Origin of the sequence: Paenibacillus sp. GCM10027626 (assembly GCF_042676285.1) — a bacterium.
GTDB lineage: Bacteria > Bacillota > Bacilli > Paenibacillales > Paenibacillaceae > Paenibacillus_Z.
Genome location: NZ_JBHTHC010000002.1, coordinates 416,137 through 429,786, shown reverse-complemented (window position 1 = coordinate 429,786; position 13,650 = coordinate 416,137). Strand labels below are relative to the sequence as shown.

The window sequence follows — 13,650 nt, the reverse complement described above, 5'->3', positions numbered from 1 at the left end:
AAAAGCCTTGTACATCAGGCTTTTTGTGTTCTATGGGTTGAATCTATTAATTGCAAATTCTTTACATTCATATTACCACAGATTAGATTTCCATGATATACAAAATTCTTACAACAACCTCCAGGGTTCGTTTAAAGACGACCTCTTTTGGTTAATTTTTCTCTCAACCATCAACACAGAACTTGCTATATAAGTTCAACTAAAGAAACTCCGGGAGATGGTCATCATCCAGACTGAGGCAAAGGCGTCAGCCGCCGCGACGCACCGGGAGAATGATTCATTTGAAGTCCGTCGACACCACCGTCTTGAAACGCTCGAATGTACTTCGAAACCGTTTTTTCATTGCGACCAATGATCGCTACAATCTCTTTCCGTGTCTTGCCTTGCGTATAAAGATACACGGCCTGATAGCGCTCGAACATTCGGCGATCTTTTTCTTTCTTCATTCGGCGTTCTAATTCATTGATGTCTCGTTGGTGATCCATCCCCTTTCTCTCCCGTCGACTTTGGCTATCTAATATATATATGTATCAACAGCCGTGGGAGGTAATTCCTTCCTTTATTAATGCAGGGGATGTTCTTTTCTTGAACTTATATATTGCTTATGATTAAATGACCACAGCACAGACAGTACGTTTCGCAACCTTGGCATCTGCTTTAGACTGCGTAATAACGCGTCGTTTTTAAAACGCTGCAAGAAACGCATATTTCGAATCCGTGCCGAATACTATATTTTTGTGTACCGAGAAGAAACGGCTGACGCCGTACTTGGCGCGAGGCAAGTTTCTTCCCCAAAATTTTATAGAATTTATCAAGTGATACATATAAATTCTATAAAATAAAAAAAGGAGCCGGTGGCATCCGACTCCCGGTACAACAGCCTACTTTAAAGGGTATTGTCCGAATGGTAAGAAGTAGACCTTTTCTTTCACCGGAGGGTCTATTTCTTATGATGGAAACCAAGCATAGCAACGACCAAGGTGGCGAACGATATCATTAGGAACAACGCTTCATTCACGCTCATGCTCTCACCTCCCGTCCCGCCACCCCTATAAAGCAGGTCAGTTGTAATATATAATATGCTAAGTTCATACAATAAAAGAACTTTCTTTTGAAAACGATTACAAATAAAGTCAGCGAAGCATCATTTAAGATCTTTGTTACGTATGAGTTTTGCCTTCCCATCCTCCGCATGTATCCTTATGGACTACGCACTATGCGTCAGCTATATACTTCCGCCACTCGCGAAATAATGGAGATTTACACTCCTAAGTCGGTTGCGTTGCCAAGCGCACAAGAAGACTGTGACAGCTGCCTAACGACAACCTGTCACAGTCCCTAACCCGCGTCTCGCGAGCTTCAATCGCTCTACTTGCCGGGAAACCGGACAACTTCGGAAAGTTGCTTGGTGCCGTTCACGCCATTGCTGACGTAAAGCTCGACATACAGCTTTTTCACATTGGCCGGAAGCTGAAAGCCGCCGCCGATTTGTTGGCCGGAATTTGCTGCTAGCTTCTGATCGAAGAACATCAACTGGAGTACGCGATGGTTCTCGTCTTTCAAAGCCAGAACGACGGTTCCCGTACGGTCGATCGGAGAAATGTTGGTCAGCCTGGCGCTCGCCTGGACAAATCCTTTCTTCGGCAATTCAGCAAGCTCATGACCGTCCGAGTCGGTAAAATGAAGCTGTTCGAATCGGAATACCGGTTTTTCTTTCGCGGCCGTTACCGCAACCGACGGGCCGTTCGCGGTCCATGCGCCGGCCGCGTCCCCGGCTTCCACTTTGAAGATGTATCGAGCCTCCGGCGTCAGGCCCGTCACCTGAAAGCTGGTGGACGATCGGTTTATCGCAGCCAGTTCGACGCCGTCGCGATAAATCTTGTAGTACGAAGCGTTCGGTGTGGCGGTCCAGTTCAACGTTGCGCTGGATTCCGTAATATCCGCCGCTGTCAGCTCGCTGGACGCAGGCCAGGCCGCCTCTTGCATCAGCGCATCGAACAATGTATTAAAATTCGCTGTCGGGTAACCCCGATTCACCCATTCCGGCGAGGTTGTGTAATCATAAGATCCGAATGAACCCTTAGGGAGTTGAAAGAAATACCAACTCGGTTCGAATTGAACGAAAGACGCTCCCTGATTTAATCCGCTCAATGCCCAATCGAGGATATACGAAACAGGGCAAGTAACTTCGCTGGAGCCGCATTCCCACGACTGGTCGGATAAGCCATACCCCGCTGCCCCCTTATCGACAAACCCTTGGACTGCACTCGCCCAATTGTCGATTCTGTTCGCTGGCCTGCCCCCTTCGTTGTTGGCGTAGGAGACAATCACCCGACCCGGATATTTGCTGAGCAACTCCGACAGCTGCTGCTCGTTCTCCACTTGCGGAGCATCCCATGTCCTAAGCGTATACCAGTGCGAGTCGGACCATTGGACGAACATGTTGTGCTGATCGGCGAACGCCAAATACGGTTCGGCCAAATCCGGCTGGAAGAAATCGTCTTCCGGTATTTTCCAGCATGGTAAAGCCCAATCCGGATCCGTCGTTTTTACCGCCCGAATCGTCCAATCGAGGCCAAACAGCTCGAAGATGCGCAGCCCGGCAAAATGATCTCCGTAGCGACTTTTGTATCCGGCCAATTCGTCTACCGAAGCGGTAACCCCGTGATAAGGATCCGCAGGATTGTTGAAGGTATCCATTGTACAGCTCCCTAACGTTTCGGCGTCGGAAGACACCGCTTCCAAGATGAACGACATGTCATTGGCCGCCAACGTGTCCAATACAGCCCGGAGATTTTCCTTGTTTTTGACCATCGGGTTCAATAATAAATACACATTATAGCGGGCTTTCAACGGCCTCACAGCGTCAATCATGCGCTGCAACGCCACCTGGTCGTTATGAACGACAATGCCGTTGCCGAAGCTTTGATCGATGTTGAACACCAACGTTCGTTTAGACGAATCGGGCAGCCCGGCACCGACGGTTTCGCCGTAAGCCGTCGGACCGCTGTAGAAAATCAATGCGAGCAATAAGAACAGTGCGACGGGTACATGAACGAATCTGTATTTTCTCATTTCCACCATCCTCCTCAAATAAACGTTATCACTGCATTAAAGGCAGCCGTATATGATATTTTTCATACGCGGATGCACACGGTTTGAAGTCCATGATTCATCCTCCCTCCCCTCGCTATTCTTTCACCGACCCGAGAACGATCCCGTGCACGAAATATTTTTGGAGAAACGGGTAAATGAGCAAAATGGGAACCATCGCGACGACCAATTTGGCGGCGTTTAACGTCTTGTTCGACACCTTCATCAGCTGGATCAATTCATCTGTCGACAAGCCTTGCAAACGCTCCGGATCGACGACCACGATCAATTGCTGAATGTACGTCTGCAGCGGATAATACTCGGGTTTGCTCATATAGATCAAACCGTCGAAGAACGAATTCCAGTGGCCGACGATACTGAACAACGTCACCGTCGCAAGCACCGGCAGCGATAACGGAATATTGATCCGAAGCAGCGTGTACCAGGGGCCCGCACCATCGACAACAGCGGCCTCATGCAATTCTTTTGGCAGATTACGAAAAAAATTCATCACCAAAATCACATTAAAGATCGGTACCGCACCCGGAACGATCAACGCCCAAATGCTGTTTTGCAATCCAAGCGAAGTAACGACGATGTAAGCAGGGATAAGACCGCCGGAAAATAGCATGCAGAACACCATATACCACATATACGCGTTTCTGCCGGGAAACACTTTGGATAAAGGAAAAGCCATCAACACTGTAAGCATCATATTAATGGCCCCGCCGAGCAGCACTCTTTGCACCGAAACGCCGAATGCCCGGAAAAATTGAGCGTCTTCCAAAATGATGCGATATGACGACCAGTTAAAACCAACAGGCCAAAAACGAACCAAGCCGGCATTAGCGGCCGCTTTGTCACTAAGGGAAAGCATGATCGTGTACCATAGCGGATACAAGCATATCAGGACAATAACGGTCAAGGACACCACGATGATGGTATCTGCTATTCGGGTGCCAAGACTATGCGACCTTACCACAATGGATCCCCCTTCCAACCTAAAAGATTCGATAATTCGCAAATTTGTATGCCAACCTGTAGGAGATCACGATCAAAATAATAGCGATAACGGATTTGAGCAGTCCGATCGCTGTTGCTAATCCGTATTGCATCTGGATCAAGCCGAGGCGGTACACATAGGTGTCGATGATATCGCCCGTAGAGTAAACTAACGGATTATACATCGTAAAGATTTGGTCAAACCCTGCATTTAAAATATTGCCAAGGCTTAAGGTCGACAGCAGAACGATCGTCGTTGTAATGCCGGGCAAAGTAATGTAACGCAGCTTTTGCAAGCGGCTTGCGCCGTCGATTTCGGCCGCTTCGTAGAGCGCCGGATTAATCCCCGTCAATGCGGCCAAATAAATGATCGTGCCGAAGCCAAACTCTTTCCATATATCGCTCGCAACGATAATGGGTCTGAACCATGTATTGCTGGCCATAAACATGATCGGTTCCGCACCGAATAAAGCAACGATTTGATTGATGATCCCGTCCAGCGAAAAAAGCGTTAGGATAATGCCTGACAAAATAACCCAGGACATGAAATGGGGCAAATAGACGATCGTCTGCACCCAGCGTTTGAACCAGCGCGAACGCACCTCATGAAGCAACAAGGCGAAAGCGACTGGGACCGCAATGCCAAGGACAATCTTCATTGAAGCAATGATCACGGTGTTTAAAAAAACTTGCCGGCTGTCCGGAATTTGCAGCATAAACAGAAAGTTGTCCAAACCTGTCCAATTCTGCTTCCAGATCAGCTTTCCCGGGATAAAGTTCTGGAAAGCGATGACGATGCCGAACATCGGAATGATGTTGAATATAAATAACAGTATCGTCCCCGGCAGCAGCATGAGATGATAGTTCATCCACACACCCTTGTTTTTCATGAACGCTCACCTTCAATCTTAATAAAATAGACAAGGCGCCGGTACTCTCACCGAGCGCCCGTCTTATAGGAAGCGGCTATTTCTGGATAGCATCTGCCACTTCTTGCGTAATTTGATCACCGCCGAGGCGCTTCCAATCTTTCACGAAGTCATCGAACTTATCGGCCGGCTCCTCGCCGAGAATGATTTTCAGGAACGTCTCGCTTTCCAGCTTCTGCAAAGTCGCCCATTTCAACTCCATCGATTTTGTTTGGCCGAAAAACACGTTGCGAACGATATCGATTTTGTCCGATTTGGTTTCCGGGGCGGCGAATGTTCTTGCGGTCGCTTCGGCCCAGGCAGCTACGTCCTTTTTCGGATTTTGATTGTTTTTCATCACCGCTTCGTACCATGGTTTGTACTGTTCGTTTAGCGAGGAAGGATCCTTGGCGTCCAACGCCTTCTTCAGCTCCAGGTAGGAATCGTAAACGATGTTTTCAAAATCGAGCTGTAGGTTAAACGGCCAATTCGTCCAACTGACGTTCATGCCTTTATAAATATCTCTGGACTCCGGATCCCGCCCGCGCATTCCCTCATACTCCACGTTCAATACTTTGGCGATCGCTTCCGGGTGGGCGTATCCTTTTTTTACAACCAAGAACTTGGCGGTCGGATTTTGATCGTAAATGTTAAACTTCCCATCAGCGTCGAGAGGAGCGGAGTGCGGTATCCATTCCGCTTTCGGATCGTTCTTGATCGTATCCGCAAACGCGGCATAAGGAATCCACCAAGGCGCGAATACAATGCCTACTTTGCCGCTGGCGACCAATTCATTCTGATCGCCGCGAATCGCAAACTCCTTGTCCAATATGCCGTCGCGATAGAATTCATGAAGCTTGGCCAATGCTATCTTCATTTCCGGAAGAATCGAGCTGTAGGAGACATTCCCCGATGCATCGCGCAGCCATTGGCCTCTATAAGCGTGCATCGCCCCAAAAATCGGATCGAACCCGAAGAACGTACCCCATCCCGATAGCGCGGAGGAACCTACAAAACCATACGTATCCTTGCGATTATTCCCATCCGGATCGTTTTCGACGAACGCCTTGGCGACTGCCGCCAGTTCATCGAGTGTTTCGGGCGTCTTTAGTTTCAAGTTATCGAGCCAGTCCTGCCTGATCCATGTTAGAATATGTTGGCCCGCGATTTGTGTATCCGGAAAAGCCATCAGCTTTCCGTCGAATGTAGCCCTGCTTAATACCCGATCTCCGTACGATTCGTAGTAACTCTTGACCAAGGGGCTGGCCGTAGTTGCGTACACTTGGGTAAGATCCTCGATCAAATCGGCTTCAACCAATTGATGAAGCTGTTTCTCGTCCACAATGAAAGCGTCCGGGAGCTGCCTGCTGGCAATCGAAACCGAAAGCTTTTGCGCGTACGCATCCGGCGTTTCCACCTGCCAATCGTGCGTGACTTTGACATTAAGCTTCTTCTCGATATAGCGGTAATATTCGTTTTTATCGACCGTATCTCCGCTTGGCAAGTTCGTATTTTGCGTGCTTACCATCTTTCCTAAAGTCAGAGTTACCGGCTGATCATACCGGTCGAACGGTCCAGATTGCACGGCGTCGCTCGCACCGCTTACGGATGGACCGGTTTTCGATGCCGTATCTGTCGTCCCTTCATTGCTGCTGCATGCCGTAACAAACGCCATGACTGCCGCGAGAGTAAACGCCAACCTTTTTGCCTTCATTTGCTCTCCCCCATTTTAGTTTTGGTTACACTAACATCATACTTTTGAGACCGCTTGAAACGAGAGGGAAAAGCGTCGATGGTGGTAGGAAAAAGATACTGAACTTGTCATTCCAACGGCATTGGGAGGAATTGTGACCGTATTCATACCTCGAATGACGGTTTTCCGCCGCCATTCGCGTGCTGCAGAGGAATACGCAACGTAATGACGGTTCCTTGTCCAATTCGGGTGTCGATATGAAATTGGCTCTCCTCCCCGTAATGAGCCTTGATCATGCGATACACATAATTCAACCCGATACCGATACCGGTTTTTCTATGTTCGTTTCGCTCATCGGAAAACAATCGGACAACTTCCGCTTCCGACATGCCGGCGCCATTATCCTTGACCTGAATAATCAGATAGCCCTCTTGCTCGTCAATGCTCAAGTCGATGGAACCGTCTTGATCGCCCAAACCGTGATATAGGGCGTTCTCGATCAGCGGCTGCAGAATAAATCTCGGAATGCAGACGTTCATCAGCCGGTCTTCGACGTGGAAACGAACTTCGAATAGATGGTCATACCGAATTTGCTGTAAAGTCACATAGTCCTCCAAGGCCTGAATTTCTTCCCGCAGCGGCACGATTCCCCCTTCTTTGGCGAGATTGTAATGAATAATCCGGGTAAAGATAGAAACCAGGCGATCGATTTCACGCTGTCCGTTCATCCGCGCGATCCATTGGATCGTATTCAACGTATTGTGAATGAAATGGGGATTGATTTGATGCATGAGCTTCTCCAGTTGCAGCTGCGCCTTCTCCCGTTCTTTCTGCTGGATTTCCCCAAACAGCCTGTAAATTCTTTTTCTCGTTTGATCGAACTCGTTAAGTACATGGTCAAATTCCTTGATATGGGTCCACTTTAACGTTCTGCTGAATTCGCTGGTCGCCATAAAATGAATTTCCTTTCGGATTTGTTTTAATGGCCAGTATACAGAGCGCCAAACCAACAAGGCCAGCAGGATGCTGATGAATAAGCAAAGGAAGCTTACCCCTCCGAAGGTGAGCAACCATTTGTAGAACCCGCTATAGAAATCCCGTTTGACGATCGCCACGGCTATGCTCCATCCTTGCTCGCTTCGATCCTTAAATAAGTAATAATCGTCCAGATTCATCTTGCCGCTTGTTTCGAGAGAAAGTGCTTTTCCGCTGCCGGGAGGAAATTGCCGCTGGTCGTCGCTGTAATAAACTTCGCCTTGCTCATTTAACAACAGGTGCGTCGCTTTCATCCCGTATACGTTCGGATTGAGCAGATCTTCGAACAACTTAAAATTCGTTTCAATATACACGTAAACGGCATCTTGATCGTAACCTTTTATTTTGATAGGTCTCGCTAATGAAAACACCATATTGTTGCCGTATCTGTACGTCGTCCGGTGCGGTCCATAAAAAAATTCGCCCTTAACGCTCGACAATAAGGGCAGTTTTTGCAGATTGAAATGGGGATCAACCATCATGCTTTGAAACTTTACCTCTTCGTCCCGGGAGAAGTAATACAGGAGGATTCCAAGATTGGGATTGGAAAAATTGACGACATTGATATATTTCATGATCTCTTCCGTAATTTGCATTTGCTCGAAGGCGCTCGTCGATGTCAACAGTCTCTCCAGCCTTTCGCCGACGCTGCCTTCGCTCGAAAGCTGAAGGGAGGCGTACTCCATATTGTTGAACGCATTCTCGAGCCCAATCTTGGTTTGCCTTAACATATCGCGTATCCCGCCTTCGATTTTTTTCTCGAAGATCGATTGAATGAACGAATAGGAGACTGTCCCGAGGAGAATAAGCGGAATAAGCGTATTCAACAGCAGAACGACGATCAATCTCGTTTTGAGTGAAGAAAAGAGGGATTTGAAGACTGCCTCCTTCACGGTTCGCTTCCCCTCCCGTCCATTGTTTTCCGATATTCCATGGGATTAAAACCAATAAAGGCCCGGAACATTTTGCTGAAATATTTCTCGTCTTTAAAGCCTGTTAGCTCGGCGATCGCATAAATGGGAAGATTTGTGCGGACAAGCAATTCCTTTGCTTTGTCCATTTTTCTTTCCCGTAAATATTCTCCGAACGATTTGCCGACAATTTCCTTGAAGCATTGACTGAAATAACCTTGGCTCAAGTTGAATTTCGCTGCCGCATCGTCGCGGCTTAGATCGAAATTTTCCGTCTGGTTTATATAGTGGAGCGCGTTGATCATAACGACAATAATATCAGGCAGGTACGGCACTTTCTGCATTTTTTGTTGAATGAACTTGCGAATATCTTTTAACCCGTTCACATAGCTGAACCAATCCGGCAGAGAAGGGAGTGGAAATATTAGGCAATTCATTTCCTCTTCGCTGGCCAAAATGCTGCACTTGCGTATAGCGAGGAGGATTTCCCGCCTGAGTTGATCCGCTTCCGGCTTCAAGCGGGCCGTGGAGCTGCAGAGTGTCGCGAACAAGGCATCGTCATACAACCATTTCAAGGACTGCCATTCTTCAAAGAGAGCCATCTGTTCTTGTTCTATTTTTCCTATATCGAGCCTTGCAATAGAGGATAAGGAAAGAGTGTAATTTTTCCCGCCAGGTTCATATTCGAAAAAAAGATAAGCAGGGATTTGCTTTTGCAAGGTGCGAACAATTATCGCAGCCGGAAATCCTTTTGTTTCGTGGACCTTGATCAGGATCCACCCATTTTCGAACGATGCAAACGGGAGAAGCTGCTCTTGCCCCCCGTTGACAACGCTCCACGGCATGAACCAGGCCCCTTGACCGGCTTCAATCCATGCGCTGCCATACAAGCTTTGCAACATGGCGAACGACTCCGCGTCCGGTTTTCCCGATCTATGTACGAACAACCATCCGCCTTCAATGGTGTATTCCTGTTTTGCGGGAACGGTTGCGGGTTTGGTCTTTAATTCGTAGTTAATTCTCCCGACAATTCGCGACAGCACCTCTTCCATGCTATCCACTTCCAGTTGTGTTTTGACAATATAGTCGATCGCGCCAATACGCAGCGCTTCCTGGACATAGCCAAAATCTTGATGGCAGGTCAGCACGACGATCCAAGTATCGGGAAAAAGCGTTCGCACCCGGTTCATTAATTCGAACCCGCTCATGACAGGCATCGTGAGGTCAGCGAACAGCAGGTCGACTTGCTGCCGCTGCATAAAGTCCAGTGCCGCCTTCCCATTGTTGGCTTCGCCAACAACGCGAATATCGAATTTCTCCCAAGGCATCATGGAAATGAAACCCATCCTCACCAACTTCTCATCATCCGCAATAAGCGCTTTTATCATAGTAACCACCTCCGTCTTCTTTCAACTCGTGTTATCAATCATCGTTCGTGCACATGAGCCGCGGAATGCGCTTTCATGCCATTCCGGACACAAACGAAAAATAGGGCCCGCACCATTATAATAAAAAAAACTATACAGTTCGTAAATAAGCATAAAAAAGAGCCGCTGCAGCATCAACTGCAGCAAGCCCCTCCTTTTACAACTCGTCCCGCGTTATCACTGCCCCGTACACCGTATCGTACACAAGCCGGCCGATCGCATTGCCGATCGTCGTCGCCGTGCCGGCATAGTCATGCCTGACGCCATAGCGGCCGGACTGGCTTACAGCCACTGTTACCGCATCGGTCGTCGTGCCCGTGGCAGGCAAGCCGTTCAGCGTATCCGTAACGTCCAAGTCCTGCAGCGCGGCGCTTTTCGCTTCCGTCGCGGTAATAACGGCGTTCACCATCGCAGATGGCGTCATGTCGCCGTCAATCAGGACAAAAGTGTTGATCGTGCCCGGCTTGTACGCGGCGAAGGACGGACGCGCCACTCCTGAACGGGCCGCATTGCCGATGCCCGCTGTCGACATGCATACGATCGCAAACCGGTCTCCACTCTCCTCGCGGAAAGCAGCGTGAGTCAGCTTCGCCGCCGTAAGAAAGCCGACGGCCGAATCGGGTTCATATCCGCAATCTGCCAGCATAGCGCGAAAATCGCCGATCGGATCGCTGCAGTCATAATGCAGCGGCACCTTCCAATTAATAATGCGCTTTACCGATTGAAAACCGCCGCCATAGACCGCGCTGCTTAACGAATGCAGCGGCTTCCCCCCGCATTCCGCCACAATCCGTTCCTCATCATAGACGATCGACAGCTCCGGCCATACATTGGACTCGTAGTGCGACTGCCGCCGAAACGGCTGGCTAAATTGACGCATCGCCATTACATTCTGCCTCCAATCCGATCATTCGCTTGATGCGGGCAATATCGGCATGCTGCCGGACATGCTCCGCGAGCCGGACGAATGCCAGCTCCCGCCGTTCGTGCACCCGGACCTCACCTGCCGCCGGCTGCCAGCCTTTCGCTTGACGCAGCGCATTTATCCAGGCGCGGCGAAAATGATCGTTGTCCATAATGCCGTGCACAAACGTTCCCCATACTTTGCCATCCGCTGCCGCGCAGCCTTCAGGCACTCCTTCTGCTGCTTGCCCGGAGAAAAGCGTAATCGGCTGCACAATGCCATCGCTGCTGCCGGCAAGCCAGTGCACCGTCCCCGTATGAATCTCATAACCTTCGATCGCATAATGCCCTGCGATTTGCGGCAGCGCAACCGTTCCGGCAACACGCACTGTTCGCTTCTCCGCAGCGAACGCCACATCAAACGGAAACCACCCGAGCGCCTCGGCCTCATCGCGATCGGATTCCGAATGCTGCGGGTCAAGCAGCCTGCGCCCCATCATTTCATAACCGCCGCACAAGCCGACGATTCGTCCGCCGCGCTTCCTGTACTGCTGCAGCCGTTCGGCCAGCCCGCTCCGGCGCAAGAAGAGCAGGTCGTCAACTGTATTTTTGCTGCCAGGCAGGATGACAGCATCCGGCTCGCCCCACTCTTCCGCACTTGTTATAAAACGCACATGCACATCGGCTTCATGCGCGAACGGATCAATATCAGTAAAATTGGAAATATGCGGCAGGCGGATTATGGCGAGATCGACCTGCTCCCGGCCGGTAAGAATGGAGCCTCGGTCCCCGCGCATGCGGAGCTTCGTATCGAGCGAGAGCGAATCTTCATCCTCCAGGCCCAGATCGGGCAAAAAGGGAATGACGCCGAGAACAGGCTTGCCCGTCTTTTGCTCCAGCCAATTGAGGCCCGGCTGCAGCAAGGAAACGTCGCCGCGGAATTTGTTTACGATAAAGCCGCATACCCGCTCGCGCTCCTCCGGCTCCAGCAATTCCAGCGTGCCGACAATCGAAGCAAACATCCCGCCGCGATCGATATCGGCGACCAATATGACCGGCGCGTCCGCCCAGGCAGCTGCCCGCATATTGACAATATCGCGATCCTTCAAGTTTATTTCCGCTGGACTTCCCGCCCCTTCGAGCACGACCACATCATGCCCGGCGCGCAGCCTGCCAAGCGCTTCCTTGACGATCGGGCCCGCCTCGGCCAAAATCTGCTCGCGGTATACTTTGGCTGCAAAGTCGCCCAGCGGCTTGCCATGCACAATAACTTGCGAGACCATATCCTGCTTAGGCTTAAGCAGGATCGGATTCATGTCGGTCGTCGCCAGTATGCGGCAGGCGTCGGCCTGCATGCCCTGCGCGCGCCCGATTTCCTTCCCGTCCCAGGTGACATAAGAATTCAGCGACATATTTTGCGATTTGAACGGGGCGACCCGATAGCCATCGTCAGTCAGTATTTTGCAGAGCGCGGCTGTCAGCACACTTTTGCCCACGTCGGATGCCGTACCCTGCAGCATGATCGTTTTTGCCTGCTTCATCGCCGCTCCTCCAGCACATCCGCCAGCGCGGTGATCAAAAGCGCATTCTCCGCCTCGCTGCGTACCGCAACCCGGCAATACGTTTGATCCAGCCCGTCGAACAAGGAAGCGTCGCGGATCAGAATTCCGCGTCTGCCAAGCGCCTGCTGCAGCTGTGTGGCTGTCAGATTCATTTCCAGTGGAATCGACAATAAAATATAGTTGGCTTTTCCTTGGTATACCTGCAAGCCAAGCGCCTGAAGTTGGCCCGCCAGCTGCGGGCGCTTCTGCGCCAACCACGCGATTGTCCGCGCTTCATAGTCGCGCTCGTTCAGTACAGCAGCGCCGATCTGCTGGGCGAGTGAATTGACGCTCCACGGTATTTGCAAATCCCAGAGCTCCTTGATCAAGTCAGGGTGAGCGGCCATATAGCCCAAGCGAATACCGGGAATCGCATAAAACTTCGTCAGCGAGCGAATGACGATCAATTGCCTGCTTCCGGCAGCCTCTGCCAGCAAGCTGCAGCTTGCGGCCTCCGGAATAAATTCCATAAACGCCTCATCCAGCACAACCCGTTCGCCCGCTTGCAGCAAATCACGGATCAGCTCAGGAGCGACAAGCTGCCCGGTCGGATTGTTCGGCGATCCGAAAAACCAGAGCGCATCGCCAGCGGCAAAGCCGTCCTCTTTAAGCGCCGCCAGCATTTGTTTGAGCTGCTCCGGCCGCAGCTGAAAGTGATTGTCCGGCGTCAGCGCGATCGTGCGCAGCTGACTGCCGCTTTTCAGCGCCGCATCGGCATATTCATTAAAGCAAGGTACAGCAAGCACAGTTACGCTCGGTCTTAACACCCGAAAAGTAAGGTCAATCAGCTCCGCCGCGCCATTGCCGACCAGCAGCGCATCCGGATCAACCCGATGCATGCGTCCGAGCTCAGCCCGCAATTGGCGGACAGCCGGATCCGGGTAACGCTGAATATGTTCCGCATATTGCCGCAGCACAGCCGCTATAGATGGCGGCGGGCCGAAGGGATTCATATTGGCGCTAAAGTCAAGAAATTGTCCTGCATCTCTTCCATATACTTCTGAAGCAGTCGTCAAATCTCCGCCATGACCGTACCGTTCCAGCAGTTGTTGTTGTCCTTTCGTCACTTAAGCCACT

11 protein-coding genes are annotated in these 13,650 nt (G+C 50.5%); all 11 read right to left on the bottom strand.

Annotation, left to right across the window (positions count from 1 at the left end; translation table 11 throughout):
* Window positions 1-224 precede the first annotated feature (224 nt).
* On the bottom strand, window positions 225-485 hold the full coding sequence (locus ACFQ0N_RS05820) for a helix-turn-helix domain-containing protein (RefSeq protein WP_379323759.1): 261 nt from the start codon (window positions 483-485) through the stop codon (window positions 225-227).
* A 455-nt stretch (window positions 486-940) separates the two neighbouring features.
* Window positions 941-1,024, bottom strand: a complete 84-nt coding sequence (locus ACFQ0N_RS05815) for a putative holin-like toxin (protein ID WP_379324285.1) — start codon at window positions 1,022-1,024, stop codon at window positions 941-943.
* 344 nt (window positions 1,025-1,368) lie between these two features.
* Window positions 1,369-3,075 (bottom strand): fibronectin type III domain-containing protein, encoded by a 1,707-nt coding sequence (locus tag ACFQ0N_RS05810; protein WP_379323757.1) that lies wholly within the window; start codon window positions 3,073-3,075, stop codon window positions 1,369-1,371.
* A 115-nt stretch (window positions 3,076-3,190) separates the two neighbouring features.
* Window positions 3,191-4,075, bottom strand: a complete 885-nt coding sequence (locus tag ACFQ0N_RS05805; RefSeq protein WP_379323755.1) for a carbohydrate ABC transporter permease — start codon at window positions 4,073-4,075, stop codon at window positions 3,191-3,193.
* Between the two features lie 19 nt (window positions 4,076-4,094).
* On the bottom strand, window positions 4,095-4,985 hold the full coding sequence (locus ACFQ0N_RS05800) for an ABC transporter permease (protein ID WP_379323753.1): 891 nt from the start codon (window positions 4,983-4,985) through the stop codon (window positions 4,095-4,097).
* Window positions 4,986-5,061: 76 nt separating this feature from the next.
* Entirely contained in the window at window positions 5,062-6,717 is a 1,656-nt protein-coding gene (locus ACFQ0N_RS05795) for an extracellular solute-binding protein (protein ID WP_379323751.1), read from the bottom strand.
* 143 nt (window positions 6,718-6,860) lie between these two features.
* Window positions 6,861-8,624 (bottom strand): sensor histidine kinase, encoded by a 1,764-nt coding sequence (locus ACFQ0N_RS05790; RefSeq protein WP_379323749.1) that lies wholly within the window; start codon window positions 8,622-8,624, stop codon window positions 6,861-6,863.
* Window positions 8,621-10,030, bottom strand: coding sequence for a response regulator transcription factor (locus tag ACFQ0N_RS05785; RefSeq protein ID WP_379323747.1), 1,410 nt, complete (start codon window positions 10,028-10,030; stop codon window positions 8,621-8,623). Before ACFQ0N_RS05785 ends, ACFQ0N_RS05790 begins: the two co-directional genes overlap by 4 nt.
* Before the next feature lie 196 nt (window positions 10,031-10,226).
* Entirely contained in the window at window positions 10,227-10,955 is a 729-nt protein-coding gene (locus ACFQ0N_RS05780) for an adenosylcobinamide amidohydrolase (RefSeq protein ID WP_379323745.1), read from the bottom strand.
* On the bottom strand, window positions 10,936-12,513 hold the full coding sequence (locus ACFQ0N_RS05775) for a cobyric acid synthase (RefSeq protein ID WP_379323743.1): 1,578 nt from the start codon (window positions 12,511-12,513) through the stop codon (window positions 10,936-10,938). Before ACFQ0N_RS05775 ends, ACFQ0N_RS05780 begins: the two co-directional genes overlap by 20 nt.
* A complete protein-coding gene (cobD, locus tag ACFQ0N_RS05770; RefSeq protein WP_379323741.1) occupies window positions 12,510-13,640 on the bottom strand; it encodes a threonine-phosphate decarboxylase CobD in 1,131 nt (376 codons plus the stop codon). Before cobD ends, ACFQ0N_RS05775 begins: the two co-directional genes overlap by 4 nt.
* Window positions 13,641-13,650: the final 10 nt, after the last annotated feature.